The organism is Streptomyces sp. NPDC001536, assembly GCF_042894505.1.
Taxonomy (GTDB): domain Bacteria; phylum Actinomycetota; class Actinomycetes; order Streptomycetales; family Streptomycetaceae; genus Streptomyces.
In genome coordinates this window covers 252,110-277,676 of record NZ_JBIAVQ010000008.1, presented here as the reverse complement: position 1 = coordinate 277,676, position 25,567 = coordinate 252,110, and the positions used below count along the sequence as shown (strand labels likewise).

The 25,567-nt window shown below is 71.8% G+C and carries 23 protein-coding genes; 15 read left to right on the top strand and 8 right to left on the bottom strand.

All coding sequences use genetic code 11. From position 1 onward, the window contains the following. Positions 1 to 13 precede the first annotated feature (13 nt). Positions 14 to 1,285 (top strand): CoA transferase, encoded by a 1,272-nt coding sequence (locus tag ACFY0U_RS23285; protein WP_388638733.1) that lies wholly within the window; start codon positions 14 to 16, stop codon positions 1,283 to 1,285. On the opposite strand, the gene ACFY0U_RS23280 is transcribed toward ACFY0U_RS23285, so the two are convergent. Further along, positions 1,257 to 2,609 (bottom strand): amidohydrolase family protein, encoded by a 1,353-nt coding sequence (locus tag ACFY0U_RS23280; RefSeq protein WP_388638731.1) that lies wholly within the window; start codon positions 2,607 to 2,609, stop codon positions 1,257 to 1,259. The two genes, ACFY0U_RS23285 and ACFY0U_RS23280, sit on opposite strands and share 29 nt — an antisense overlap. After that, positions 2,599 to 3,573: an enoyl-CoA hydratase/isomerase family protein gene (locus ACFY0U_RS23275; protein WP_388638729.1), complete on the bottom strand. Its 975-nt coding sequence runs from the start codon at positions 3,571 to 3,573 to the stop codon at positions 2,599 to 2,601. Before ACFY0U_RS23275 ends, ACFY0U_RS23280 begins: the two co-directional genes overlap by 11 nt. Positions 3,574 to 3,650: 77 nt before the next feature. On the opposite strand from ACFY0U_RS23275, the gene ACFY0U_RS23270 reads away from it, so the two are divergent. Genes ACFY0U_RS23270 through ACFY0U_RS23255 form a run of 4 tightly spaced genes read left to right on the top strand, consistent with a single transcriptional unit; the run spans position 3,651 to position 7,690 of the window. Next, positions 3,651 to 5,231, top strand: a complete 1,581-nt coding sequence (locus ACFY0U_RS23270; protein ID WP_388638728.1) for a methylmalonyl-CoA mutase family protein — start codon at positions 3,651 to 3,653, stop codon at positions 5,229 to 5,231. Then, positions 5,231 to 5,620 (top strand): cobalamin B12-binding domain-containing protein, encoded by a 390-nt coding sequence (locus ACFY0U_RS23265; RefSeq protein ID WP_388638726.1) that lies wholly within the window; start codon positions 5,231 to 5,233, stop codon positions 5,618 to 5,620. The genes ACFY0U_RS23270 and ACFY0U_RS23265 overlap by 1 nt, the downstream gene beginning before the upstream one ends. Before the next feature lie 28 nt (positions 5,621 to 5,648). Continuing rightward, entirely contained in the window at positions 5,649 to 6,605 is a 957-nt protein-coding gene (locus ACFY0U_RS23260) for a TIGR03564 family F420-dependent LLM class oxidoreductase (protein ID WP_388638724.1), read from the top strand. Next, positions 6,602 to 7,690, top strand: a complete 1,089-nt coding sequence (locus tag ACFY0U_RS23255; RefSeq protein WP_388638722.1) for a CaiB/BaiF CoA transferase family protein — start codon at positions 6,602 to 6,604, stop codon at positions 7,688 to 7,690. Before ACFY0U_RS23260 ends, ACFY0U_RS23255 begins: the two co-directional genes overlap by 4 nt. On the opposite strand, the gene ACFY0U_RS23250 is transcribed toward ACFY0U_RS23255, so the two are convergent. Beyond that, positions 7,667 to 8,659: a 2Fe-2S iron-sulfur cluster-binding protein gene (locus tag ACFY0U_RS23250; RefSeq protein ID WP_388638720.1), complete on the bottom strand. Its 993-nt coding sequence runs from the start codon at positions 8,657 to 8,659 to the stop codon at positions 7,667 to 7,669. The genes ACFY0U_RS23255 and ACFY0U_RS23250 overlap by 24 nt on opposite strands. Positions 8,660 to 8,770: 111 nt before the next feature. Here ACFY0U_RS23250 and ACFY0U_RS23245 point away from each other — a divergent pair, with 111 nt between their 5' ends. From ACFY0U_RS23245 to ACFY0U_RS23220, 6 genes are all read left to right on the top strand, one after another. Next, complete coding sequence (locus ACFY0U_RS23245) at positions 8,771 to 10,174, top strand: class I adenylate-forming enzyme family protein (RefSeq protein WP_388638718.1); 1,404 nt, start codon at positions 8,771 to 8,773, stop codon at positions 10,172 to 10,174. Further along, on the top strand, positions 10,152 to 11,045 hold the full coding sequence (locus tag ACFY0U_RS23240) for an acyl-CoA dehydrogenase family protein (RefSeq protein ID WP_388638716.1): 894 nt from the start codon (positions 10,152 to 10,154) through the stop codon (positions 11,043 to 11,045). The genes ACFY0U_RS23245 and ACFY0U_RS23240 overlap by 23 nt, the downstream gene beginning before the upstream one ends. Further along, positions 11,032 to 12,120: an acyl-CoA dehydrogenase family protein gene (locus tag ACFY0U_RS23235; protein WP_388638714.1), complete on the top strand. Its 1,089-nt coding sequence runs from the start codon at positions 11,032 to 11,034 to the stop codon at positions 12,118 to 12,120. Before ACFY0U_RS23240 ends, ACFY0U_RS23235 begins: the two co-directional genes overlap by 14 nt. A gap of 1 nt (position 12,121) precedes the next feature. Beyond that, positions 12,122 to 12,901, top strand: a complete 780-nt coding sequence (locus tag ACFY0U_RS23230; RefSeq protein ID WP_388638712.1) for an enoyl-CoA hydratase/isomerase family protein — start codon at positions 12,122 to 12,124, stop codon at positions 12,899 to 12,901. 115 nt (positions 12,902 to 13,016) lie between these two features. After that, complete coding sequence (locus ACFY0U_RS23225; protein WP_388638710.1) at positions 13,017 to 13,364, top strand: CU044_2847 family protein; 348 nt, start codon at positions 13,017 to 13,019, stop codon at positions 13,362 to 13,364. Beyond that, on the top strand, positions 13,361 to 17,584 hold the full coding sequence (locus ACFY0U_RS23220) for a trypsin-like peptidase domain-containing protein (protein WP_388638708.1): 4,224 nt from the start codon (positions 13,361 to 13,363) through the stop codon (positions 17,582 to 17,584). Before ACFY0U_RS23225 ends, ACFY0U_RS23220 begins: the two co-directional genes overlap by 4 nt. Positions 17,585 to 17,594: 10 nt before the next feature. On the opposite strand, the gene ACFY0U_RS23215 is transcribed toward ACFY0U_RS23220, so the two are convergent. Then, positions 17,595 to 18,362, bottom strand: a complete 768-nt coding sequence (locus ACFY0U_RS23215; protein ID WP_388638706.1) for an SDR family NAD(P)-dependent oxidoreductase — start codon at positions 18,360 to 18,362, stop codon at positions 17,595 to 17,597. 81 nt (positions 18,363 to 18,443) lie between these two features. Between ACFY0U_RS23215 and ACFY0U_RS23210 the strand changes: the two genes are divergently transcribed. Further along, entirely contained in the window at positions 18,444 to 19,592 is a 1,149-nt protein-coding gene (locus tag ACFY0U_RS23210; RefSeq protein WP_388638704.1) for a thiolase family protein, read from the top strand. Here the strand turns inward: ACFY0U_RS23210 and ACFY0U_RS23205 are convergent. The 3 genes from ACFY0U_RS23205 to ACFY0U_RS23195 are packed head-to-tail and all read right to left on the bottom strand — an operon-like array spanning position 19,585 to position 22,154. Beyond that, the gene (locus ACFY0U_RS23205) at positions 19,585 to 20,616 is read right to left on the bottom strand and encodes a dihydrodipicolinate reductase (RefSeq protein ID WP_388638702.1); all 1,032 of its coding nucleotides are present in this window, start codon (positions 20,614 to 20,616) and stop codon (positions 19,585 to 19,587) included. The two genes, ACFY0U_RS23210 and ACFY0U_RS23205, sit on opposite strands and share 8 nt — an antisense overlap. Continuing rightward, positions 20,613 to 21,434: an acyl-CoA thioesterase gene (locus tag ACFY0U_RS23200; RefSeq protein ID WP_388638700.1), complete on the bottom strand. Its 822-nt coding sequence runs from the start codon at positions 21,432 to 21,434 to the stop codon at positions 20,613 to 20,615. The genes ACFY0U_RS23205 and ACFY0U_RS23200 overlap by 4 nt, the downstream gene beginning before the upstream one ends. 51 nt (positions 21,435 to 21,485) lie before the next feature. Further along, positions 21,486 to 22,154 carry a TetR/AcrR family transcriptional regulator gene (locus ACFY0U_RS23195; protein ID WP_388638698.1) on the bottom strand — a complete coding sequence of 223 codons (669 nt, stop codon included), beginning with the start codon at positions 22,152 to 22,154 and terminating at the stop codon, positions 21,486 to 21,488. A gap of 152 nt (positions 22,155 to 22,306) precedes the next feature. Between ACFY0U_RS23195 and ACFY0U_RS23190 the strand changes: the two genes are divergently transcribed. From ACFY0U_RS23190 to ACFY0U_RS23180, 3 genes are read left to right on the top strand one after another with little or no spacing between them, the layout of a single operon-like run. Then, positions 22,307 to 23,305, top strand: a complete 999-nt coding sequence (locus tag ACFY0U_RS23190; protein WP_388638696.1) for an acyl-CoA dehydrogenase family protein — start codon at positions 22,307 to 22,309, stop codon at positions 23,303 to 23,305. Further along, the gene (locus ACFY0U_RS23185; protein WP_388638694.1) at positions 23,289 to 24,464 is read left to right on the top strand and encodes an acyl-CoA dehydrogenase family protein; all 1,176 of its coding nucleotides are present in this window, start codon (positions 23,289 to 23,291) and stop codon (positions 24,462 to 24,464) included. Before ACFY0U_RS23190 ends, ACFY0U_RS23185 begins: the two co-directional genes overlap by 17 nt. A 9-nt stretch (positions 24,465 to 24,473) precedes the next feature. Then, entirely contained in the window at positions 24,474 to 25,256 is a 783-nt protein-coding gene (locus ACFY0U_RS23180; RefSeq protein ID WP_388638693.1) for an enoyl-CoA hydratase, read from the top strand. On the opposite strand, the gene ACFY0U_RS23175 is transcribed toward ACFY0U_RS23180, so the two are convergent. Further along, positions 25,253 to 25,558, bottom strand: a complete 306-nt coding sequence (locus ACFY0U_RS23175) for a hypothetical protein (protein ID WP_388638691.1) — start codon at positions 25,556 to 25,558, stop codon at positions 25,253 to 25,255. The two genes, ACFY0U_RS23180 and ACFY0U_RS23175, sit on opposite strands and share 4 nt — an antisense overlap. Positions 25,559 to 25,567: the final 9 nt, after the last annotated feature.

The following is a 25,567-nucleotide window of genomic DNA, read 5'->3' as shown; positions in this document are numbered from 1 at the left end:
TTATCGTCCTGCCGTGAGAGAGCGTTCGATGCTCGGCGCGAGAGGGAGCTGCCCGCACCTCGACTGGGCCGCCTCCGGCGCCATGGCGCTCACCGGCGAGCCGGACGGCCCACCCCTCCTGGCGCCCGGCGGGCAGATGCCTCTCCTGCACGAGATCCGCAGCGCGCTCCCCGTCGACATCGATCCCGCCCTCCTCCTCGGCGCCCGGGCCGGTGCCATGGGCCTGACCCGGCGCGGTCGTACTTCCGCAGGCGGCGCCACCCGTCTGCTGCAGACCGCCGACGGATGGTGCGCCGTCACCCTGGCCCGCCCCGACGACCTCGACCTCCTCCCCGCGATCCTCGGCCGCCCCGACATCCACGCCCCGTGGGACGACCTCGCCACCGCCGCCCGCACCACGAGGGTCCGCGAACTCGCCACGCGCATCCGCATGTTCGGGGTCCCCGCCGCCCCACTCCCGACCGAGCCGGCCGCACCGGTCGACACTCCGTACCGCACCTCACGAATAGCCGCACCCGCCAAGGGCCTGAAGCTCGAAGGAGCCCTGGTCGTCGACCTCTCCTCCCTCTGGGCCGGCCCCCTGTGCGCCCATCTGCTGGGACGGGCGGGCGCCCGCGTGGTCAAGGTCGAGAGCACCCGGCGCCCCGACGGCGCCCGGGCCGGGAACCGGCGGTTCTACGACTGGCTGCACGCCGGCCACGAGAGTGTCGCCGTCGACTTCACCACGGCCGAAGGACGCACGGCGCTCGCGGAGTTGGTGAGCGAGGCGGACGTGGTGATCGAGGCGTCCCGGCCCCGTGCGCTCGCCCAGTTGGGGCTGGCCGCCGAGCGTCTCGACCATCGTGCGGGCAAGGTGTGGGTCAGCATCACGGGGTACGGCCGCAGGCACCCCGAACGGGTCGCCTTCGGCGACGACGCCGCGGTCGCCGGGGGACTGGTGGCGTGGTCGGACCAGGGCCCGGTGTTCTGCGGTGACGCGATCGCCGACCCGCTCACGGGACTGGTCGGCGCACTGGGCGCCTTCACGGCCCTGGCCCAGGGCGGCGGGGAGTTGATCGACGTCTCGATGCGCGAGGTGGCCGCCGCCTTCGCCGGGGCCGCTCCCGAGGCCGAGCACGGCCCGCACCCGGTACGACGGGACGGCGGCGGCGGATGGACGGTCACCTGCCCGCTGCTCGGCCGGACACAACACGTCCTCCCGCCACGACCACCCGACCCGGCGGGCCCCGCCGCCGAGTCGGGCGCCGACAACGCCCTCATCCGTGCACGATCCGCCCCGCGATGAACGTGGCACGCACCTGCCCCGCGTCGGGCGCGCGCAGCGCCTCGCTCAGCGGCCGGTCGAGAAGTACGAGGTCGGCGGGGTGCCCCGGTGCGACGCGACGCGGCGGGCCGCCCGGATCGGACAGCGGGGACAGCAGGCCGCGCAGGACCGTGGCGGCCGGCACGCGCTCGCCGGGTCCCAGCACCCGCCCGGAGGGAGTGAGCCGCCGCGCCGCCGCACGCAGACAGGCCCAGGGATCGGGATCCCCGTACGGGGCGTCGCTGCTCGCCGCCACCCGTACGCCCGCGCGCAGCAGACCGGCGTACGGCCACAGGTCCGGCCGGTCCTCGGGCTCGACGCGGTCCCAGTAGTCGTCACCGCGCCGGGCCACCAGCGTCGGTTGGGTGACCACCGTGATCCCGCGCACCGCCAACTCCTCGGCCAGGGCCGCGTCGGCGACGGCACAGTGCTCCACGCGGTCGCCCCGCAGGCCCCCGGCCTCGTCCAGCGCGGCCAGGGTCAGGGCGAGGGCCACGCGGGTCACACAGTGCACGGCGACCGGGCGGCCGGCGGTGTGGGCCCGCCGTATGCGCTCGGTGAGGTCGCCGAGATCGGGGAGCGCGTGGTCGGCGACCACCAGTTTCACCGGGCCGACGCTCAGCCGGGGATGATCCGCCGGGCCGCAGTCGGCGGCCATCAGCAGGACGTGCTGGGGGAGTTCACCCCGCCGTACCGCGTCCGCCACGGCCCCCGCGGCCCCGTCGTCCGGGGTGGCGTCCGAGAGATGCGTGACCCCGAGGGCGGCCAGCCGTGCGCCCACCGCGCGCAGGGAGGGTGGACGGGCGCCGAGCCTCTCGCGCAGCCAGGCATCGGCGCGCCACAGAAGCCCGCGCTCACTACCGTTGTCCCCGAGCCGCTCCAGCCCCGCGGAGTTGACCACCCACAGGGCACCGGAGCGATGCTGCACCCGCACCGGCAGCACCCGGTTCCAGGCGTCGAGGACATCTCGGTCGAGCTCGCCGTGGAGCACGTCGTCGTAGCCGACGGCCCGTACCCACCCGTCCTCGCCCGGTACGGCCCGCGCGATCGACTCGGTCAGGCCGTCGCGCGAAACGCCGGACACGTCGAGCGACGACTCCCGCGCCGCCAGGGCCGTCAGATGCAGATGGTGATCGGCCAGCCCCGGAAGCAGAGCGCCCCCCTCACCTCGTACGACCAACTCGTCGTCCCCCGCCCGCAGTCGAGGGCCGATCTCCGCCACGACACCCCCGCGGACCCGGCAGTCGACCGGCCGGTCCTGCCACGACGGCACCGACACGTCCCGCAGCAGCACGTCACCGTTCATGGGCGTCGATCTCGTCCACCAGCCCCCACCGCAAGGCGGTTTCGGCATCCAGCCGGGCCCCGCTCAGCATCAGCCACGCCGCCCGCCACCGCCCGATCCGCCTCGGCACACTCACCGTGCCGCCCGCGCCGGGCACCAGCCCCATTGCCACCTCCGGCAGCTGGAAGAAGGCGCCCGGCGAGGCCACGACGCGACCGGCGAACGCGGCCATCTCGATACCGGCGCCCACGGCCGCGCCCCGCACGCGTACCGTGACCCGGTCCCGCAAACGGTCGACGAGTCGCCATGGCGCCCGGTCGAGCCGTACCAGATAAGCGGCCACGAGATCGCGGGCGGTGCCGAACTCGGCCAGGTCGCCGCCGCTGCAGAACACCGGTCCGGCGCCGGTGAGTTCCACCTCCTCGACCGTGTCGTCGAGAGCGGCGACCTCCAGGGCGTCGTAGAGCTCCTCGCGCATCCGGAAGGCGAACGCGTTCCGCCGCTCGGGCCGGTCCAGGAGGATGGACAGCCTGCCGCCGTCCCGCGAGAGCCGGACGCACTCCTCGTCGGCGGCCGCCGCCCGCGGGCCCCGCTCGGCGAGCCAGGCGGCGAACTCGTGCCCGCCCAGGAGCATCGAGTAGGCCGCCGCCTCCGCGGCCAGCCCGTCGAGGGTGCCGAGCGAGGGGGTCTGCCGCAGGAGCCGGCCCAGCGTCACGGTGGTCTGCGGGCGGCGGTCACCGACCTCGGCCAGTGCGGCGTACGCCTTCCACGGGTCCGTCACGGGCACCAACTCGCGTTCGGTGGCGTCCACTTGTGGGCCGGCGAAGGTCAGCGTCAGTGCTTGGACCAGCGGCCTCAACCGCTCCGGCGGCTGCCGTGTCGCGATGCCGATGGTGAGGGGGAGGGTGTCGGCCACCCGGGCGGCGGCCTGCGCGACGCGTGCCGGATCGGCGGTGTGCCAGTCGTCGAGGTCCACCCGTTCCATGGAGTGAGCGTAGTCGGGACCTGATTCTCCTTGGCGGTATTGGCATTCTCATTTTCTGCAAGTAGCGTATCCACACGATGAATGACTTCGCCCAGACCTCGTCCGGCATCCCGCTCAAGCCGGTCTACGGACCGGCGGACCGGGTCGTCGAGCCGCCGGAACCCGGGGACTTCCCGTTCACGCGCGGCAATTACGCCTCCGGCTACCGGGGGCGGCTGTGGACGCTCAGGCAGTACTCGGGGTTCGGCACCGCGGAGGAGTCCAACCGCCGCTACCGGTATCTGCTGGAACAGGGCGGCACCGGACTCTCGGTGGCCCTGGACCTGCCCACGCAGTGCGGCTACGACTCCGACGACCCCGAGGTGAGCGAGGAGGTCGGGCGGGTCGGTGTCGCCGTCGACACCCTCGCCGACGCCGAGGTGCTCTTCGAGGGCATCCCGCTGGACCGGATCAGCACCAGCTTCACCATCAACGGGACGGCGGCGATCCTGCTCGCCTTCTACGTCGCCGCCGCCGAGCGCCGGGGCGTGCCGCGGGCGAGGCTGACCGGGACCATCCAGAACGACATCCTCAAGGAGTACGCCTCCCGCGGGACCTGGATCTGGCCGCCGGAGCCGTCGCTCAGGTTGATCGCCGACACCATCGAGTTCTGCGCGGCCGAGGTGCCCAGGTTCAACGCGATCTCCGTCGCCGGCGCGCACTTCCGGGACGCCGGGGCCAACGCCGTGCAGGAGATGGCGTTCACGCTCGCCGACGGGGTGACGTACTGCGACACCGTGCTGGAACGCGGACGCATGACGATCGATCAGTTCGCCCCGCAGGTCTCCTTCTTCTTCTACACGCACGGCGATTTCTTCGAGGAGATCGCCAAGTACCGGGCGGGACGCAGGCGTTGGGCGACCATCGTTCGCGAGCGCTACGGGGCGGGCTCCGACAAGGCCGCGATGTTCCGCTTCGGCTGTGTCGCGGGCGGCGCCTCGCTCTACGCGCCGCAGGCCCGCAACAACACCGTCCGGGTCGCCTACGAGGCGCTGGCCTCCGTGCTCGGCGGCGTCCAGTCGATGTTCACGGCCGCCTGGGACGAGCCGTTCGCGCTGCCCAGCGAGGAGTCGGCCACCCTCGCCCTGCGCACCCAGCAGATCCTCGCCCACGAGACCGGCGTCGCCCGGGTCGCGGACCCGCTCGGCGGCTCGTACTTCGTCGAGGCGCTCACCGACGCGACCGAGGAGCGGATCGTCGAGATCATGGCGGATCTGGAACGGCACAGCGGCATGGTCCGGGCGATCGAGGACGGCTATCTCCAGGGGCTGATCGCGGACGAGGCCTACCGCGTCCATCGGGCCGTGGAAGCGGGCGAGCGGCCCGTCATCGGCGTCAACCGGTACGTCGACGAGGACGAGCCCGCCCCCGACATCGCCACCTACGAACTCGACGCCAAGGGCCGCGAGACACAGCTGGAACGGCTCGCCCGGGTCAAGGCCGAGCGCGACCCGGCCGCCGTCCGCGGTCGCCTGGCCGCCCTCGCGCGCGCCGCCGAGGGCACCGACAACCTCATGGGGCCGCTCGTCGACTGTGCCAACGCCTACTGCACGGTGGGCGAGATGGTCACCGCCCTCAAGGACGTGTGGGGCGAGTTCCAGCAGCCGGTGGTGTTCTGATGGGCACCCGGATCCTCATCGCCAAGCCCGGCCTCGACGGCCACGACCGAGGCGCCAAGATCGTCGCGCGGGCGCTGCGCGACGCCGGGTTCGAGGTCGTCTTCACCGGCATCCGGCAGAGGGTCGAGGACATCGTGGCGACCGCCGTCCAGGAGGACGTCGCGATGGTCGGCCTCAGCATGCTGTCCGGAGCGCATCTGGCGCTGACCGCCAGGACCGTGGAGGGCCTGCGGGCCGCGGACGCCGGGGACATCACGGTCGTCGTCGGCGGCACCATCCCGCCGGCCGACGTGCCGCGCCTGAAGGCCGCGGGCGCCGCCGCCGTGTTCCCCACCGGAACACCCCTTGACGTCGTGGTGGCGGACGTACGCGCCCTCACCTCGCCCTGACACCCGGCACCTGTCATCTGGAGGGAACGTGCGGATCGGAGTCATGATCGGGCCCGAGCGGGGGGACCCGGCGCGCAAGGCCGAGCGGATGCTCGCGGATGTGGAGTGGGCCGAGGCGGCCGGGATGGACACCGCCTGGGTCCCCCAAGTCCCCACGGACTTCGACGCCTTGACCGCCGTGGCCCTGATGGGCACCCGGACCGCCCGCATCGAGCTGGGCACCGCCGTCGTCCCCCTCCAGGCCCAGCACCCGGTCGCCCTCGCCCGCCAGGCGCTGTCCACGCAGGCGGCCACCGGCGGACGGCTCGCGCTCGGTGTCGGCCCCTCGCACCACTGGATCGTCCAGGACATGCTCGGCCTGCCCTACGCCCGCCCGGCCGGCCTCACCCGCGACTACCTCGACGTCCTCGACGCGGCCTGGCGCGGCCCCGGCCCGATCGACGTCGAGAACCGCACCTACACCGTCCACAACCCCCTCGACCTCGCCCCCGTGGCCCCCCTGCCGGTCCTCCTCGCCGCTCTCGGCCCGGTCATGCTGGCCCTCGCCGGGGAGCGCGCCGACGGAACCGTGCTGTGGATGGCCGACGAACGCGCCGTCGCCGACCATGTCGTCCCGCGCATCACGAAGGCCGCCGAGAGCGCCGGACGCCCGGCACCCCGCGTCGTCGCCGGCATCCCGGTCTGTCTGTGCGCCCCCTCCGAGGTCGACGCGGCCCGCGAGCGCGCCAACCGGATCCTCGGCGAGGCCGAGATCTCCCCCAACTACCAGCGGCTGCTGGACTACGGCGATGCCAGGGACGTCGGCGACCTGTGCGCGGCCGGCGACGAAACGGCCATCCTCCAGCGGTTCAAGCGCTTCGCGGACGCCGGCGTCACCGACCTCTCGGTACGCCTGCTGCCCATCGGCGAGGGCCGCGACGAACTGGTGGCGTCCAAACGCCGGACCCGGGAGATGATCGCGAACCTCGCGGCGGAGCTGAGGTGACGGGCGCGGACCGTACGCCGCCTCAGCGCGCCCCTCAATCGACCCCCGGCCCCCTCGCAGGCCTGCGCATCCTCGAGGTCGGTCACATCCTCGCCGGCCCGTTCGCCACCATGCTTCTCGCGGACCTCGGCGCCGAGGTCACCAAGGTCGAGCCGCCCGGCGGGGACCTCTCGCGGCAGGTCGGCGACGCCTACTTCGCCAGCATCAACCGCGGCAAGCGCAGCATCCGCCTCGACCTCACCACGGACCAAGGGCAGGAACGCCTGGGCGAGTTGGCGGCCGACGCACACGCCCTGCTGGTCAACCTCAAGCCGTCGGTCATCCGGCGGCTGGGGCTGACGTACGACAGTCTGCGTCGGCACAACGAGCGGATCGTCTGCGTGGCCGTGACCGGATACGGCCTGGACGCCGGTGACGACCCGGCCTTCGACTACGTCATCCAGGCCGCCACCGGCGTCGCCGCCCTCACCGGCGACCCCGACGGTCCGCCGACCCTGCCCGGGTACTCCTCGGTCGACAACTCCGCCGCCCTGACCGCCGCGTTGGGCCTGCTCGCGCAGATCGTGTCCGGGCGCGGCGGGCAGGTCGACGTGGCGCTGCGGGACGTGATGCTGTCCCAGCTCAACTACCGGGCGTCCGCCTACCTCAACGACGGGGTCGAGCCGCGCCGACTGCCCTTCGGCGCGCACTCCTACTACGTGCCGGCCCAGCTCTTCCCCACGGCGGCAGGGCACTTGGCGCTGTTCATCACGCACGACGGCTTCTGGAAGACCTTCGCCGCGGAGGCCGGAGTCCAGGGTTTCCCGACGATGGCCGAGCGGGCGGAGCGACGGGACGAGGTCCTCGACGCCGTCACACGGGCGCTGAGCACCGACACCGCCAAGGGCTGGGAGACACGGCTGCGGCCGCTCGGCATTCCGGCGGCGGCCGTCCGCACGCTCCCCGAGGCCCTGGAGGCGACACCCGAGGTGATCGTGCGGGCCGGTGACTTCAGGCTGGTCCGCAGTCCCATCAGGATCGCCGGATACGAGCCCGTCTACGGCCCGCCGCCCGAGCTGGGCTCACTCGTAGTGGACGGTGACTGATCCCTCGTCGGGCACGCCCTGGCAGGTGAGGACATAGCCCTCGGCCACCTCGTCCTCGGTCAGGGCGTCGTTCACGCGCATGGTGGCGCTGCCCTCGGTGATCCTGGCCATGCAGGTGGCGCAGTTGCCCGCCTCGCAGGAGAAGGGCGGGGTGAGGCCGGCCCGGCGGGCGCTCTGGAGGAGCGTCTCGTTCGGGTGCTTGGGGACGGTGGCGCGCTTGTGGCCGAGGACGACGGTGACGGTCCCGCTGTCCACCGGCTGTGCCACGGGCGGCGGCTTGGGCGCCGCGCCGAACCGCTCGCTGAAGACCCGGCCCGGCCCCGGCAGCACGGTCTCCACCAGCTCCATGAAGGGCTCGGGCCCGCACACGTACGCGTCCGCGTTACCGTCCGCAGCGACGAACTCCCGTATCGCGTCCGCGTCGAGAAGTCCCCGCTCGGCGTCGAGATGCCGTACGACGCTCAGCCGGCCCGGGAACTCCGCGGCCAGCTCCGTCAGCGCCACGTCGAAGATCGCCGACGCCCGGTCCCGGTCGGCGCACAGCAGCCGCACCGGGCGGCAGGTCGCGGCGAGCGCGCTCTTGGCGAGGGAGAGGATCGGGGTGATCCCGCTGCCGCCGCTGAAGCCGAGCAGCGGTGTCTCGGCGGGGCGCAGACAGAACAGGCCCCGCGGCTGGGTGAGTTCGACCTCGTCGCCCTCGCCGACATGGTCGTGCAGCCAGTTGGAGACCTTGCCGCCGGGGACGCGCTTGACCGTTGTCATCAGCTCGGCGTCCGTCTCCGGGGCGCTCGACATCGAGTAGGAGCGCAGCAGGTCCTTGCCGTCGACCCGGACCCGGAAGACACAGAACTGCCCTGCCTGGTAGGCGAACGGGCCGTCGTGCGGGTCGAGGACGAAGGTCCGGGCGTCGGGGGTCTCCTGGACGATCTTGACGACGGTCGCGCGCCGGAACAGGGCGGGGCTCGCCATGGACGACCCTCCTCGGGCTCTGGTATCAAGGTTCTATCGATACGAGAATACTATTCTCATCGAGCAGATGGGACCCTCTCCATGGCGGGGATGAGACGGGCGGGATGAGAGATGAGCGAACGGACCGCGCTGGTCTTCGAGGATCGGGAGTACACCCTGGCCGAACTGGAGGGCCTCGCGGACGGGCTGGCCGGCGAGTTGGAGCGGCGCGGCGTGCGGTGGGGGGAGCGGGTCGCGCTCATGTCCTCCAACCGGCCCGAGTTCGTGGTCGCGGTGCGGGCCGTGTGGCGGCTCGGCGCGGCGGTCGTGCTCCTCAGTCCGGCCTGGAAGCGGGGCGAGGTCGAACACGCCCTGGAGATCACCGGGGCGACGCATGCCGTCGGTGACCATCCCGTGCTGGCGGAACTGATGCCGATGCGGCACCTGGACGAACCGATCCCGCCCGGGTCGGGCCCCTTCGCCCAGCCTCCCGAACAGGCCGACGCCGTCCTGGTGTTCAGCTCCGGCACGACCGGGATGCCCAAGGCCGTACGGCACACCCACGCGTCCCTCGCCGCGGCCGTACGCCACTGGCGGGACGCCCTTGGGCTGACGTCACGGGACCGCATCCAGATCTCCACACCCCCCTCGCACATCCTCGGCCTGCTCAACATCGTCACCGCACTGGAGGCCGGCGCCCGGCTGCGGCTGCACCGCCGCTTCGACCTCGACCGGCTGCTCCAGCACATCGAACTCGACCGCATCACGGTCGAGATGGCGGTCGCCCCGATCGCGCTCGCCATCGCCTCGCACCCGAAACTGGAGTCCTACGACCTGTCCTCGCTCCGCTACATCATGTGGGGCGCCACCCCGGTCACCCCGAGCGTCGCCGAGACCGTCACCCGGCGCACCGGGGTCGGCTGGGTGCCCGCCTACGGGGCCAGCGAACTGCCCGTCATCGCCTGCAACCCGCTCGACGGGGCGCGCCTGGACACCCCGGGACGGCCCGTGCCGGGGGTGAGCGCGCGGGTGGTCTCCCTGGAGACCGGGACACCGGTCGGGCCGGGGGAGACCGGCGAGATCGAGGTCCGCTCCGACTCCCTGATGGCCGGCTATCTCCCCGCCGATGCGACGGCGGAAGCCCTGCACGACGGCTGGTACCGGACCGGGGACGTCGGCAGTCTCGACGCCGACGGCTGGCTGCACCTGACCGACCGCTCCAAGGAGATGATCAAAGTGCGGGCGTTCCAGGTCGCGCCCGCAGAGGTCGAGGCCGTGCTGCACGGCCATCCCGCCGTCGCCGACTGCGCGGTGTTCGGCGTCCCCGACCCGGCCGACGGGGAGGCGATCGTCGCGGCCGTACGGACGACCCGCCCGGTGACGGCGGCCGAGCTCATCGAACTCGTCGGCGCGCGGCTCGCCTCCTACAAACGGCCGAGTCATGTGGAGTTCGTGCCCGAGATCCCCCGCCTGCCGTCCGGCAAGGTCCTGCGCCGGGTCCTCAAGGAGCGACATGGATGTACGTCTGACACCTGAACAACGTCAACTGCGCGCCGCCGCAGCCCGGTTGGCCGCCGACCTCGGTCCCGGCTCCGTCCTCGACCTGGACGACGGCGACCGGCTCGCCCGGCTGGAGAAGGCCGTGGAGGCGACCGGCTGGCGGACCCTGCGCTCGGACGGGGCGTCGGGAGTCGAAGTCGCCCTGGTCGTCGAGGAGTTCGGGCGAGGCCTGGTCGACGTACCGCTCCTGGGCCCCGTACTCGCCGACGACCTGGCCCCGGGGATCTCGTCGGCCACCGTCGTCGTGGACGGCGTGGCCCGGGATGCGCGGGGCCTGCGCAGTGGCGTCCTCGTCGAAGGCGAGCGCGTGCTGGCCGCCGACCTCGGCCCCGCGGTCCCGGGCGCCGACCTGACCCGCCACAACGCCTCCCTCACCGGCCCACCGGAACCGATCGGCACCCTGACGGCCGAAACCGCCGCCCGCCGACGGGCGTTGGCCCTCGTGGCCACCACCGCCGACCTGGTCGGCACGGCCCGCGGCGCGCACACGCTCGCCGTCGACCACGCCAAGCTGCGTGAGCAGTACGGCAAACCGATCGGCGCCCACCAGGCCGTGGCCCATCTGCTCGCCGAGGGACTGGCGTTGATCGAGGGCTCGGTGAGCGTGCTGCGGCACGCGGCGTGGGCGGTCGACGAGGTCACCCCCGAAGAGGCGATCAGGGCGGCCCGGATCGCCAAGCTCTACTGCGCCCGCGCCGCCCGCACCGTCTGCGAGACGGCCATCCAGGTGCACGGCGGCATCGGCAACACCTGGGAGTGCCTCGCCCACCTCCATCTGCGCCGCGCCCTGGCGTCCACCGAGCTGTTCCCCGTACGCCTGGAGGAGATCGACCGTGGACTTTCGTGACTCCCCTCAGGAGGCCGCCTTCCGGGAACGGCTGCGCGCCTGGCTGACCGAACGGGCCGGGGAGTTCCCGACCTCGGGCGACGCCTACTGGGCGCGCCAGGGGGAATGGCACCGGGCGCTCCACGGGGCCGGCTTCTTCGGACTGTCCTGGCCCAAGGTGTACGGCGGTCAGGAACTGCCGCCCGTCTACGACGTCATCCTGGACGAGGAACTGGCCCGCGCCGGCACCCCGGCCCGCCCCAGCCTCGGCTATCTCGTACAGGGCCTGGGCCGGCACGGCGGCGAGGAGCTGCGCCGCCGCTTCCTGCCCGGCATGATCGACGGCACCGAACGCTGGTGCCAGGGCTTCAGCGAACCCGGCGCCGGATCCGACCTGGCCTCCCTGACCACCACCGCCACCCGCGACGGTGACCACTACGTCGTGCACGGCCACAAGATCTGGACCAGCTACTCCGACGTCGCCGACTGGTGCCTGCTCCTCACGCGCACCGACCCGGACGTCCCCCGGCACAAGGGCCTCTCGGCGTTCGTGATCGCCATGGACCAACCCGGCATCGAGCAGCGCCCGTTGAGGATGATGAGCGGGGTGACCAAGGAGTTCGGCCAGGTCCTCTTCGACGGCGCGACCGTGCCCGCGGACCAGATGGTCGGCGCGCCCGGCGAGGGCTGGGCGCTCGCCATGACGGTCGTGGGGCACGAACGGGAGCCCGCGACGCTGGGCTTCTCGGCCCGGTACGGCAAGCTCGTGCGGGAACTCGCCGCCCGCACCCGGGGCACCGCGCCACCGGAGCTGGCCTGGGCCGTCGTGGAGACGGAGATGCTGCGCCTGCATGTACGGCGCCGGCTGTCCGAGCAGCTGGACGGGGTCTCGCACGGTCCGGAGGGCTCGCTGGACAAGCTGCTCATGACCTGGACGGAACAGACGGTCGGCCACGCGGCCCTCGCGGTCGGCGGCACCGGGGACCCGGAGCTGCTGAGCGCCTACCTCTACAGCCGGGCGCAGAGCGTCATGGGCGGCACCTCGCAGATCCAGAAGAACATCATCGCCTCGCGCATCCTCGGACTGGGAGCCTGACGTGACGGAGAACCTGTACGGCATGCCGGAGGAGATCCAGGTCCGGGCGGACGGCCCGCTCCGGGTCATCACCCTGAACAGGCCCGACGCCCTCAACGCCGTCAACGACCCGCTCCACACCGGTCTGGCCCGGCTGTGGCCCCGCCTGGGCGAGGACCGTGACGTCCGCGCGGCCGTGCTCACCGGCGCGGGCAAGGCGTTCTCGGCGGGCGGTGACTTCGCCTACCTCGACGAGATCCGGCAGGACGCGGACCTGCGCGCCCGCACCATCGCGCACGGCCGGGACATCGTCCTCGGCATGGTCCGCTGCCGGGTCCCCGTCGTCGCGGCCGTCAACGGGCCCGCCGTGGGCCTGGGATGCAGCCTCGTCGCCCTCAGCGACACCGTCTACATCGCCGAGTCCGCCTATCTGTCCGACCCGCACGTCCAGGTCGGCCTCGTCGCCGCCGACGGCGGCCCCCTCACCTGGCCCCTGCACACCAGCCTGCTCCTCGCCAAGGAGTACGCCCTGACCGGCGCCCGTATCCCTGCCGAGAGGGCCGTGGCCATGGGCCTCGCGAACCATGTGGTGGCCGACCCTCTGGCCGAGGCCATGGCCTGTGCGAAACGGATCGCGGGACTGCCCAGGCAGGCCGTCGAGAGCACCAAACGGCTTCTCAACCTGCACCTGGAACGAGCGGTCGTCGCGACCCTCGACTTCGCGACGAACGCCGAGGAACAGTCCTTCCGGACGGAGGACTTCCGGGCCACCCTCGCGCGCCTCACGAGCGGAACGGACTGAGGAGGCACTTGACGAGGTGTCGTAGAACGACTGCGGCGTCCCCGCCCTTGCGCTCACGGCCGTTACTCGCTGTAATTCAATCCGGACCGGGGTGACGGACAGTCAAGGGGGGCCCATGTCCTATGTGGGGGAGTTACCGCTGCCCGACGGCAGCGTGCTGCTGGTCGAGGTGCAGGGAGACGCGGCACCGGGCGTCGACCGGGTGGGGAGATGGACCGACGGGGCACGTCAGGGCGCCCAGTCGCTGGAACAGGCACTGTCGCGGGTGCGTCCGGCGCTCCAGTCGGTCGTCGACACCCTCACGGGGCTGGCGGTCGCCCCGGAGACCGTGACCGTCCAGTTCGGGATCAAGGTCGTGGCGGAGGCGGGGGTGGTCGTGGCCCGGGCGGCCACCGAGGCCAGCTTCACCGTGACGGCGACCTGGGGCAACCCGGGTGACGAGGGCCCGGCCGAGCCGTCATGACCAGCGCCGCCGACCGTCTGGCACCGGCGGTCGCCAGAGTGCTGGCGCCGGACGGCAGCGTGGTCGGAGCCGGCTTCCTCATCGCGCCCGACACCGTGTGCACCTGCGCCCATGTGGTGGTCCACGCTCTCGGCCCGGAGCGGACCGACGAGGTTACGGACGGCGTGGTCGTCCTCGACTTCCCGCTGCTGCGGGACACACCCGAGGCGCGGCGCACCTACCGGGCACGGATCGCCACCTGGGAACCCGTCGTCGAGGACGGCGGCGGTGACATCGCCCTGCTGCGCCTGCCGGAAGAACTCCCGCCGGTCATCCGTCCGGTCCCGCTGGTCAGCGGCACCGAGATGTGGGGCCACCGCTTCCGGGCACTCGGCTTCCCGGCCGGCAGCGAGCACGGCCAGTGGGCGCAGGGCCGGGTGCGCGACCGCGTCGGCGCGGGGTGGATCGCCCTGTCGGAGGAGTTCGACCGGCTGCGCCGCATCTCGCCCGGCTTCAGCGGAAGTCCCGTCTGGGACGAGGAACTCGGCGGCGTGATCGGCATGGTGGTGGCCACCGCGCGCGGCGAACGCGAGGACACCGCCTACCTCGTGCCGTCCGCGGCACTGGTCGAACTTCAGCCCGGCCTGCGGCGCTGTCCCTACCGCGGCCTGGAGCCGTTCCGGGAGGAGGACGCCGAGTTCTTCTACGGCAGGGAGGCCGATGTCCGCCGGGTGACCGACGCCGTGCTGCGTCACCCGGTGGTCACGGTGGTCGGCGCCTCGGGCAGCGGCAAGTCCTCCCTCGTCCGCGCCGGCGTCCTGCCCGAACTGCGCTCCCGTGGTTACTCGGTGACCGCGTTCCGGCCCATCCGAGGCGCCCGTCCGGTCCGCGCCCTGGCCAAGGCCCTGGAGGTCGAACCCGCCACGGTGGAAGAGGGCCTGACCGAGACCGCCGCCCTGCTGACCGACGAACTCCTCGAGCGCAGCGGCGAACGCGGACACGTGCTGTTCCTCGACCAGTTCGAGGAAGTGGCCGCCACCGAACCCGACGAGGCGCGCCGACTGCTGGCCCTGGCCGTGGCGATGACCCGGGCCGTCCGCCCCACCTCGGGACGCATCCTGCGGGTCGTCGCCACGCTCCGGCACGGCTCGCTCGACGGCCTCGTCGAACCCGGTATGGCCGGACTGCTGAGCGAGGGCACCCAGATCATCGCCCCGCTCGACCGCCCCGCCCTGCTCAGGGCCATCACCGGCTCGGCCGGCCGCGTCCCGGGACTGGCCTTCGAACCGGGGCTGCCCGAGCGGATCGTGGACGACGCGCAGGCCGAGCCGGGGTGTCTGCCCCTCGTGCAGTTCGCCCTGACCCGGCTGTGGGAGCAGCGCCGGCACACCCTCCTCACCCATGCCGCGTACGAATCCCTCGGCAAGGTGGGCGGCGCGCTCACGGCGTACGCCGAACGGTCGGTCGCACCCGCCATGGCCGACCTCGGCGAGGACACCCTGCGGCGGCTGCTCGCCCAGCTGGCCCGGCCCGACGAGAAGGCGGACTTCGTCCGCATCCCCGCCCGCCTCGACGGCCTCGATCCCCAACTCCAGCACGCGGCCCACGCCTTGAGCCTCACCCGCCTGGTGATTCTCAACCACACCGCCGAAGGCGAGGAGATCGTCGACCTCGCCCATGAGTCCCTGATCCGGCAGTGGCCACGCGCCCACGCCTGGCTGGAGGAGACCCGGGACTTCCGCGCTTGGCAGGAACAGGTACGCGCCGCCACCGCCGTATGGCAGCAGAACGACCGCGACCCCGGGGCGCTGATGCGCGGCGCCGTACTGGAGCGGGCGCTGGAGTGGCGGACCCGGCGGGCTCCGGACATCGGGAAGGAGGTGCTGGGCTACATCGAGCAGAGCGACCGGCGACGTCGGCGTGGGGTGCGAGTGCTCCGGGTGACCACGGCATGCATCGCGCTGCTGGGGCTGGCGGCAGGGTCGCTCGCGGTCTACTCGTTCCAGAAGGCGGCCCAGCAGCGAGCGGCCAACGACCGGATCGCGTCCCAGGTGCTGGCGGCCGAGGCGGACACCCGGCTGGGATCGTCGCCCTCGCAGTCGATCGCGCTGGCGCTGGAGGCGTGGCGGCGGTCGCCTACGGCGCAGGCTCGGGCGGCGCTGTTCAGCGAATATCTCGCGCTGGCCGGTACGACCGTGGTCGAGGACGGGATCGTCGACAGCGGCGACGCCCATTCCGCGGCCTCGGCTGACGGCCATGTGATGGCCCTGGTGAAGCCGCAGGGCGAGCGGATGACCGCGTCGGTCGTCACCGCGCTCGACTCGGGTGCCATACAGGTCCAACGGCTTGCCGGGGTGCCGCAGAACGCCGACTCGGTGGACGTGAGCGACTCGGGCACGCGTGTGGCCGTGGCGGGACCGGACGGGGAGTTCGCGCTCTTCGAGTCGGCGGAACACGGATGGACCCGCGTGGCGGCCGGGACTTGGGCACCCCCGGACAGGGCCGACGGCCTGACGACCGTACGCCTCGACCTGTCACCGGACAGCGGCCGTCTGCTGCACCTCGTGGGCGACGAGAACGAGGCGTGCGGCACGGCCAAAGGCTGGCGTTCGGTCTGGACGACCGGGCGTGCCGCCCGGCGGGTCGACGGTGTGGTGGGTCGTCCCCCGGGCAGCCGCTGCGTGACGGACGCGGCGCTGCTGACGGACGACGGCGACCTGGGACTCGTATGGAGCGGCCCCGGACGGAACCGGGCATCGGCGGGAGTCGAGGCACACTCCTCCGATCCGCCTCGCTGGTCGTTGCCGGACGTCGCGGCGGCGCGCTTCGCACCGGGCGGGAGAGGGCTGGCCGAGGAGAACGAGAACTCCACGGTGATCGCCGCGTACGTTCTGGACAAGGCCGGACGATTGTCAGCACCCCAGGCGACCGCGTCCGAGATCGAGGAATTCTCTTCCTACGACTGGGTCTTCGATCTCTCCGGGCGCTTTCTGCTGGGCGACCAGTTCGGGACGGGGGCGATTGTCTTCGACCCACGGACAGGAAAGGCGCACCAGGTTCATTACTCGACGGATTCGGGAAGTTTCACGAGCGGCCCCATGGCCTATGCGGTGACGCGTCGCGGGAAAGCCCCATGGGTGTACTGGCAGCTCGGGGACGATCTGGTGAGATCCGCGACCGAAACCGTGACAGTGGTTCCCGGGACTACGCCACTTGACTACGAGGACAGCCCCTTGGCGCTGACCGAGGAGCACGCCGTCTACGCGAAGGTGACAGAAGACAGCGTGGTCTTCACGGTGGCCTCCAGGCGGACCGGGGGCCGGGGCACCCCGGTGACGGACTCGTCGTCCTCGGAGGGGTGGAGGGGTGGCGGGCCGATGACCACCGACGCCTCGTACTACGGTCTCTGGGGCGAGGAGGGGTTTCACTACTTCAGCCTCGTGGATCCTTCCGCCCGGATACTGAGGATGCCGCGTGGAGATCAAGGACAGACGGTCCTCTCGGCCGCGCCTCTCAGCGACTCCGAGGCCGTGCTGCTCACCGAGAGCGGACTGAGTCGCTTCTCTCTCACCGGTCGCCCCGCACCGCCGGAAACCATTCCGGGCGGTCCGTGTGCCGTTCTGGAAGAGAACGTGAGCGCCCGCGAGACCTGTCTGCGGCTGGTGGCGCGTCCCGATCACCCAGGCCAGGTGGCGGTGCTCTTCGAGGACGGACGCATAGAGCTGTGGCGGTTGAACGGGGGGCCGGTGAGCCGGCTGGGAGCCATCGACGCGGGTGTGGACACCGGCGTCAGTTCGATGGAGGACCCGTTCGGTCCCATGGCGTTCCTGGAGCACGGCAACGAGATGCTGGTGTCGTCCCTCGGATGGACGTCCCTGTGGAGGTTCGGCCGTGACGAACCCGACTGGTCCGTTTCCGCGCCGGGCGCCGACATGACAGGCGCCTTCCTGAACTCCGGCGTGTTCTACGTGAGTTCGGCCGACTCGGATGTCCTGCGCCCTCTGAGGGTGAGCGACGACTCCTCGACCAGGATCGTGCCGGTCGTATACCCGGGAACAGTCCACTTCCGCGGACAGACCATGGAGTACATGGCCGGCTATGAGACCTTGAAGATCCCGCTGGACGGTCAACAACTCCAAAAGGCCCTCTGCGCCACGCTCGACAACCAATACGATCCCGACGAACTAAACAGCATTCTCCAGGGCCTCGGAGTCGACGCGGCCGGCCGCTTCTGTCCCTGAGGGCGGCGCATTACTTCGGAGGGAATCTCAACGCCCCGTCGAGCCGGACGACTTCGCCGTTGAGGTAGTCGTTCTCGCAGATGTGCTGGACCAGGGACGCGAACTCGGGGGAGCGCCCCATGCGCCGGGGGTGGGGCACCCGCGGCCCCCAGTACGCCTCCAGTTGGTCACCGGCCTTGCCGTAGGCGGGGGTCAGGAAGGTGCCGGGGGCGATCGTGACGACGCGAATGCCGAGGGGGGACAGGTCGCGGGCGGCGACCAGGGTCATGGCGGCGACCCCGCCCTTGGCGGCGGCGTAGGGGAGCTGGCCGATCTGACCCTCGTACGCGGCGATCGACGCGGTGTTGACGACGACTCCGCGGGCGCCGTCCTCGTTCACGGGCTCGTGCCGGGCCATGGCGGCGGCGGTCAGGCGCAGCACGTTGAAGACGCCGGTCAGATAGATGTCGATGGTCTGCCGGAACCCGGCCAGGTCCAGGGGCTCGCCGTCCCGCCCGATCAGCCGGCCGCCGCTCGCGGGTCCGCCGTGGGTGTCCACCGAGATCCGCAGCGGTCCGAGCGCCTCCGCCGCCCCGACGGCCGCGCGCACATCGTCCTCGCTGGTGGCGTCGGTGCGCACATAGCGGACGCCCAACTCCTCCTCCAGGGCCTTGCCCTTGTCGTCCGCGAGGTCCGCGACGACGACCGCCGCACCCGCCGCGTGGAGCCGGCGCACCGTCGCCTCGCCCAGACCTCCCGCTCCGCCGACCACGACCGCGGACGACCCCGCTATCTGCATGACAGCTCCCTTGCGAGTCATGTTCTAGTTTTGCGAGAGTAGCATTCTCATCCGTTGGTGTGACCGAGTTGGAGGCCGTCCATGCCCGAGGCAGTCATCGTGTCCGCCCTGCGCACCCCCGTCGGCACCGCGGTCAAGGGCACCCTGCGCGACACCACCGCGTTCGACCTGGCCCATCACATCGTCGGAGCCGCGGCGAAGGGGCTCGACCCGGACCGCGTCGACGACGTGATCCTCGGCGAGGGCCTCTACGGCGGCGGGGTCGTCGCCCGCCATGCCGCGCTGACCGCGGGGTTCACCTCGGTCCCCGGCGCGGCCTGCAACCGGCACTGCGCGGCGGGTCTGGAGGCCGTGGCGGGCGCGGCCGGGAGTGTGCGGGCGGGGATGGACGGGCTGGTTGTCGCCGGAGGGGTCAACTCGGCTTCCACGGCGCCGAAGTCGCGCTTTCGGGTCGACGGGGAGTGGGCCGATCCGTGGATGCCGCCCACCCACCCCGACCGGCCGGACGCGCCCAACGCCGACATGTCGATCTGCATCGGATGGAACGTGGCCCAGCGGGCCGGCGTCTCCCGTGCGGAGATGGACGCGTGGGCGCTGCGCTCGCACCGGAATGCCGTACGCGCCATCGACGAGGGCCGGTTCGACGCCGAGATCGTGCCCATCGAGACCCCGCACGGGCTCTTCTCGGTCGACGAACACCCGCGCAGGGACACCTCGTTGGAGAAGCTCGCCGGGCTGAAGCCGCTGCATCCGGAGATCGAGGGCTTCAGCATCACCGCCGGCAACGCCTGCGGCGGCAATGACGGGGCCGCCGCCCTGGTGGTCGCGAGCGAGGCGGTCGCGGCCGGTGAGGGGCTGCCCGCCCTGGCGACCGTACGGTCCTGGGCGTCCGTCGGCGTCGACCCCGCCGAGACCGGCCTCTCCCCGGTGAAGGCGATCCCCAAGGCGCTGGCCCGCGCGGGCCTCACCACCTCCGACGTCGACCTCTTCGAGATCAACGAGGCCTTCGCCTCGGTGACCGTCGCCGCCGTCCGCCTCCTCGACCTCGACCCGGAGACGGTCAACGTCAACGGCAGCGGCTGCTCGCTGGGCCACCCCGTCGCCGCCACCGGCGCCCGCATGCTGGTCACCCTCGTCCATGAACTGCGGCGGCGCGGCGGCGGGATCGGCGTGGCGTCGATGTGCGCGGGCGGCGGGATGGGTTCCGCGATGGTCGTTGAGGTCAGCTGAGCGTTGCTGTGATCTGCGGCAGGTCCAGCGTCGTACGGATCCCGGGCTCCGCCGCGCACACGAACGGCACCGCGTTCACCGCCCGGTTGGCCGTGTACGACGGCGACACCTCCGCCATCCGGTCCAGCGGTACGGGCAGCCGGATGCCGACGTCGAGCGGCGCGTCGCCCTCGACCGTGACGTGCCAGCCGGTGGCGTGCAGATCCCAGGCCGGTTCGAGGTCGGTCGTGCAGTACCAGGTGGCGCGGAACCGCAGCAGCGGACGGCCCGCGTGGATCCCGGACACGGTCAGACGCTGCGCGGCCACCGTCCCCGCCGCCAACTCACCTGCGGCAATACGGACCCGTCCCCGTGCGGTCGCCAACTCCCCGCTCTCCTCAAGGGAGTCCAGCGGCAGCGACAGCGCGTCGGCGACCAGCCGCAGCGACGGACCGAAGCTCGTGCGCGCCCGGGAGAGCCGCTCCTCGGCGAACTCGGCGGGCTCGACACCGAACCCCATCACCCCGAACAGCAGCTCTGGTGAAGGGCGTTGCGACAGATCGGCGTACTCGTCGATCGTCACCCCTTCGACCCGCCGCGCGATCGACGTCAGCACGAGCGGCACCGCCTCGGTGATGAACCCGGGGCTGCTGCCCGTGCTGTGGATCGAGGTACCGCCCCGCTCACAGGCGGCCTCCACCCGCTTGCGCACGACGGGATCCATGCTCCCCGGATGATGGAACTCCCCGCGCGTGGTGACGATGTTCGCCCCCGACTCCAGCAGCCGGCACACGTCGTCCAGGTCGCACACGAGCGGCATGTACAGCACGCAGTCCGCCCCGAGTCCCACGATGTGCCCGACGTCCCGCGTGGCGGTCACCCCGGTCGCCGTGAGCCCGCACAACTCGCCCGCGTCCAGGCCCGCTTTACCGGCCGAGTGGACGTACAGCCCGGCCAGCGACAGGTCAGGGTGCTCGACGACGGCCCGCAGCGAGCGGGCGCCGATGGTTCCGGTGGCCCACTGGACGACCCGGTAGGGACTCACAGCGCCTCCCGGGCCAGACGCAACAGGGCCTCCTGGGCGTAGGAGGCGACCAGCGAGCCGTCCCGCGTGAGCACATCGCCCCGGCCGAAGCAGCGGCCGTGGGCGAGGACCGGACTGTGCTGGCGCAGCAGCAGCCAGTCGTCGGCGCGGAAGGGGCGGTGGAACCACACCGTGTGCGAGGTGACGGCCGACGTGAACGCCTTCTGCGCGTCGCGTTGACCGATGTCGTCGAGCGGGCGCAGGGCCGTCCCGATGAGGGTGAGATCGGTGGCGTACGCCGTGAGGGCCGGTGTCAGGTCCGGATCGGCCGTCGGCATGCGCATCCAGAGGGCGAACTCCGGCGGGCCGATCTCGGCGGAGTCCAGGTCGGCCGCGGCGCGCGTCTCCCAGGGGAGGAGGCGCAGGTCGATCCGGTGCTCGGGTCCGAGGACGGCCGGTACCGGTTCCGAGATCTGGTGGCTCGGCCCGTCCTCGGCGGAGTGCAGGGAGACGGAGGCGGTGGCGACCACGTCGTGCTTCTGCCGGGCCACGACCGTCAGGGTGGCGAAGGTGCCGCCCTCGTGATGGCGTACCACCTCGTAGCGGACGGGATCCTCGGGCCGTCCCGCCCTCGGGAACAGGACGTGGAGCGACTTGACGTCCTTGTCCGGGCAGCTGAGCCGTGCCGCCCGGACGGACTGGGCCAGCAACTGCCCGCCGAACAGCCGGTGGTAGCCGAGTCGCTGGTTCTGGGCCCCGTAGTCCGTACCGTCCGGGGCCGGGCGAAGGTCGAGGCAGGAGAGCAGGTCGTCCCAGAGTTCACTCGTGGCAATGGGCATGCCTGCGAGAGTAAGCGATATTTTCCTCTGTGAGAATGTGCTTCTCGAGCGTCAGCTGAGCGTGAAGCCCTTCGCGCAGAAGTCCCAGATCTCGTCGGCGGTGATCGGGTGGGCACCCGCCTGGCCGCTGGACTGCGCGTTGAACATGACGGTCTGCATGGTGAGCGCCGCCACCCGGCGCGGTTTGAAGCCCTCGCGCAGCAGACCGGCCTCCTCGAGGTCCGTCATCAGCTCGGTGAGCAGGGCGAGGAGCGGAGCGTTCGCGACCCGCATCTCGTTGGGGTGCGAGACCAGCAGGCGCAGGGCGAAGTCCGTGAACAGCGGGCGCTTGGCGGCAGGGTCCGGGCAGGAGTTCTCGAACAGGGTCTGCACGGCGACCTTGAGGCGGTCCAGCGGGTTCGACTGCTCCGCCGCGGCGGTGCGCAGTTGCTCCGCCGACTTGCTCATGGCGTCCTCGAACAGGGCGAGCAGCAGCTCGTGCTTGCCGTCGAAGTGCTGGTAGAAGCTGCGCAGCGACTGCTTGGAGCGGTCGACGACCTCCTGCACGGTGAAGTCGGTGGTGCCCTTCTCCGCCATGATCGACTGGGCCGCGTCGAGGAACCGCTCCACCCGCTGCTCGGCCCGGCGCTTCGCCGCCTGGGTGGAACGCTCGACCGCGCGCTGCTTCCAGGCCGGTTCTTCGGTGGGGGTGCTCAAGGGCTGGTCCGCCTTCTGTGCCATGGGGAGAACTTTACTGCAGTGTAGCGACAACACCCCTGCGGCCAGCTTGGACACCTCCTCTCTGTATGGCGAGACTCTTAATTTCCCTGAGCGAGAATGTTATTCTCGCCGCGACATCGCGATGTGCCGGGACACGGGCAGGGGAGGCCCCCATGCTGATGGAGTTCGACGCCGAGCAGCGGCTGTGGCAGGACACCGTGCACAAGGCCGTACTGAAGGAGTGCCCACCGGCCCTGATCCGCCGTATCGCCGACGAGGGCGCCGACCCGGAACCGCTGTGGCGGGTCTACGCCGAGCTCGGATGGACCGAACTGACCGACCCCGCGGACGCCGTCGAGCTGGCGATCGTCCTGGAGGAACTGGGCCGCGCCACCGACCCGACCCCCTACCTCGCGACGATGACCCAGTTCGCCCCGCTCGCGCCGGACCTCGCCGAACCGGGACGGCCGGGCACCGCCGTGTACGGCGGCGTCACCGCCCGCGCGGAGAGGGGCGACTGGGTGCTGGCGGGCGTCGGACGGCACGTCCTGGACGGCGACCGGGCCGAACAGCTGGCCGTGGTGACCGCGGCAGGCGTCTTCGTCGTCCCCGCCACCGCCGTGACCACCGTACGGTCCACCGTCTTCGACCCCGTCCTGCACATCGCCGACGTCCTGTTCGACCACGTACGCGTGCCCGCCCGCAGCCGAAGCGCCGCCGACCCCGAACGCGCCCGCCACCACGCCGTGACCGGCATGGCCCTGACCATGGTCGGCGCCTGCCGGCGCGCCCTCGACCTGGTTCTCGACCACGCCCGCACCCGGCACCAGTTCGGCGCCCCCATCGGCTCCTTCCAGGCCGTCCAGCACAAGGCGGCCGACATGCACGTGGCCGTCGAACGGGCCCGCGCCCTCGGCTACTTCGCGGCACTGACCATCGCCGAGGACGACCCCCGGCGGCGGCTGGCCTCTGCCATGGCCAAGGCCGCGGCGGGCGAGTGCCAGGCCCTGGTGTTCCGCAACGCCGTGCAGCTGTTCGGGGCGATGGGCCACACCTGGGAGAACGACCTCCAGTTCGCGATCAAGCGGGCCAAGGCGGGCGAGCTGCTGCTGGGCGGCGCCGCCAAGCACCGGGCGCTGATAGCCGAGGAGTGCCATGCGACTGACCTTTGACACCGACGTCGAGGCCTTCCGCGCCGAGTTCGCGGCGTTCCTGGAGGCCCACCTCCCCACCGAGGCGGAGGCCGGCGAGCGGTCCCGTTCCACGGGGCACCTCCCCGACTGGGCCCGGCGCTGGCAGTGCCTCCAGTTCGACGAGGGCTGGCTGCTGCCGGGCAACCCGCCGGAGCACGGGGGCCGCAACGCCACGGTCATCCAGCAGTACGTGCACATGGAGGAGCTGTCCCGGCGCCGCATCTTCCACAGCTTCAACCCGCAGGGCGTCGGCATCATCGCCGCCTCCCTGCTCACCTTCGGCACCGAGGAGCAGAAACGGCGCTGGGCCGTGCCCATCCTGCGCGCCGAGCTCACCGCCGCCCTCGGCATGAGCGAACCCGGCGCCGGCTCCGACCTCGCCTCGCTGCGCACCCGCGCCGAACCGAAGGGCGACCACTTCCTGGTCAACGGCCAGAAGGTGTGGACCTCCGGCGCCCATGACGCCGACGTCCTGCTCACCTTCGTCCGCACCGACCCGGACGCCCCCAAGCACAAGGGCATCAGCGTCCTGCTGATCCCCACCGACAGCCCCGGCCTGACCCGCCGCCCCTTCGCCTCGTACACCAACCCGGAGGACAAGGACTTCAACGAGGTCTTCTTCGAGGACGTCCGGGTACCGATGGAGAACCTCGTAGGGCCGTTGAACGAGGGCTGGCGGGTGGCCAACGGCTCGCTCGGCCACGAGCGCACCCTGATGTGGGTGAGCGAGGCCGAACGGCTCGGCGACGTCATGCGCGACTTCCGCCCCTCGGGCGCGCTGGAGAAGGACTGGTACGCCACCCTCGTCATAGACCTCCAGGCCCTGCGCCTGCTGGGCTCGGCCGCCCTGTCCCGCGCCGCCCGCGGCGAACAGGACGTACCGGCCCTGTCCGTACTGAAGGTCTTCGGCTCGGAGGCCTCGCAACGCGCCCTGGAGAAGGTCCTGGAGGCAGCCGGCCCCGACGGGCTGATCCACCCGGCGACCACGGCACCGGCGTACCACATGACCTACGACGACAACTTCGCAAGCTGGTTCCACCGCTACGCCCGCAGCTTCGGCGCCACCATCGCCGGCGGTACGTCCGAGATCCAGCGCACCATCATCGCCGAGCGCGTGCTCGGCCTGCCCCGACGCTGAGGAGTCGCCGTGCACATCCTGTACGAGGTGAAGGACCGCATCGCGACCCTCACCCTGAACCGCCCCGAGGTCGCCAACGCCCAGAACATGGCCCTCCTCGACGAACTCGACGCGGCGTGGACGCGGGCCGCGGAGGACGAGGACGTGAAGGTCGTGCTCCTCCGTGCCGAGGGAAAGCACTTCTCCGCCGGGCACGACCTCAAGGACCGCTGGCCGGCCCCGGACGAGATAACCCTGGAGTGGATCTACCGGGCCGAGGCCCGCCGCTACCTGGAGTACACCCTGCGCTGGCGCAACTTGCCCAAGCCGTCGATCGCCGCCGTGCAGGGCCGCTGTATCGCGGGTGGGCTGATGCTGTGCTGGCCGTGCGATCTGATCGTCGCGGCCGAGGATGCGCTGTTCTCCGACCCGGTGGTGACGATGGGTATCGGTGGCGTCGAATACCACGGTCATACCTGGGAGTTGGGGGCGCGTAAGGCGAAGGAGATCCTGTTCACCGGGCGCCCGCTGACCGCGGAGGAGGCGGAGAAGGTCGGCATGGTCAACCGGGTGGTGTCCCGGGACGAGTTGGACGCGGCGACCCGCGAACTCGCCGAGCAGATCGCGAAGATGCCGGCGTTCGGGCTCCGGCAGGCCAAGCGGGCCGTGAACCAGACGTTGGACGTTCAGGGGTTCTACGCCGCCGTCCAGTCCGTCTTCGACGTGCATCAGACCGGACACGGCAATGCGCTGAGCGTCAGCGGCTACCCGATTCTGGCGAAGCTGGACGAGATGAAGGAGAAGCTGCGCTAGGTCGCGCCGGGGGTGTATCGCTCTGCCACGACTCCGGCCATCGTCCGCAGGTGCGTGTAGTAGGAGGCGCAGTAGTCGTCGTCGATCAGGGGCAGGACCTTGTCGAGGCGCGCGATGCACCACCAGAGGATCTCGACACCTTGGTGATCGAGCCCGCCGCCGAGCTCCTGTTGGACGATCCCGGCGGCATTCGAGTCGAGCATGACCAGGTCCATGCCGTCGATGCCCACGCCGCGGAAGCCGGCAGGGAACGGTGCGCGCATGTGCTCCTCCCACAGCTGGGAGAGTGGTCGTTCGCTCATGCCCCCGAT

Excerpts from the sequence above, each read along its gene's own strand:
- ACFY0U_RS23280 (WP_388638731.1), bottom strand. The coding sequence starts at position 2,609 with ATGAACGGTGACGTGCTGCTGCGGGACGTGTCGGTGCCGTCGTGGCAG.
- ACFY0U_RS23270 (WP_388638728.1), top strand. The coding sequence starts at position 3,651 with ATGAATGACTTCGCCCAGACCTCGTCCGGCATCCCGCTCAAGCCGGTC.
- ACFY0U_RS23245 (WP_388638718.1), top strand. The coding sequence starts at position 8,771 with ATGAGCGAACGGACCGCGCTGGTCTTCGAGGATCGGGAGTACACCCTG.
- ACFY0U_RS23220 (WP_388638708.1), top strand. The coding sequence starts at position 13,361 with ATGACCAGCGCCGCCGACCGTCTGGCACCGGCGGTCGCCAGAGTGCTG.
- ACFY0U_RS23265 (WP_388638726.1), top strand. The coding sequence starts at position 5,231 with ATGGGCACCCGGATCCTCATCGCCAAGCCCGGCCTCGACGGCCACGAC.
- ACFY0U_RS23225 (WP_388638710.1), top strand. The coding sequence starts at position 13,017 with ATGTCCTATGTGGGGGAGTTACCGCTGCCCGACGGCAGCGTGCTGCTG.
- ACFY0U_RS23215 (WP_388638706.1), bottom strand. The coding sequence starts at position 18,362 with ATGCAGATAGCGGGGTCGTCCGCGGTCGTGGTCGGCGGAGCGGGAGGT.
- ACFY0U_RS23210 (WP_388638704.1), top strand. The coding sequence starts at position 18,444 with ATGCCCGAGGCAGTCATCGTGTCCGCCCTGCGCACCCCCGTCGGCACC.
- ACFY0U_RS23185 (WP_388638694.1), top strand. The coding sequence starts at position 23,289 with ATGCGACTGACCTTTGACACCGACGTCGAGGCCTTCCGCGCCGAGTTC.
- ACFY0U_RS23240 (WP_388638716.1), top strand. The coding sequence starts at position 10,152 with ATGGATGTACGTCTGACACCTGAACAACGTCAACTGCGCGCCGCCGCA.
- ACFY0U_RS23200 (WP_388638700.1), bottom strand. The coding sequence starts at position 21,434 with ATGCCCATTGCCACGAGTGAACTCTGGGACGACCTGCTCTCCTGCCTC.
- ACFY0U_RS23190 (WP_388638696.1), top strand. The coding sequence starts at position 22,307 with ATGCTGATGGAGTTCGACGCCGAGCAGCGGCTGTGGCAGGACACCGTG.
- ACFY0U_RS23195 (WP_388638698.1), bottom strand. The coding sequence starts at position 22,154 with ATGGCACAGAAGGCGGACCAGCCCTTGAGCACCCCCACCGAAGAACCG.
- ACFY0U_RS23175 (WP_388638691.1), bottom strand. The coding sequence starts at position 25,558 with ATGAGCGAACGACCACTCTCCCAGCTGTGGGAGGAGCACATGCGCGCA.
- ACFY0U_RS23275 (WP_388638729.1), bottom strand. The coding sequence starts at position 3,573 with ATGGAACGGGTGGACCTCGACGACTGGCACACCGCCGATCCGGCACGC.
- ACFY0U_RS23250 (WP_388638720.1), bottom strand. The coding sequence starts at position 8,659 with ATGGCGAGCCCCGCCCTGTTCCGGCGCGCGACCGTCGTCAAGATCGTC.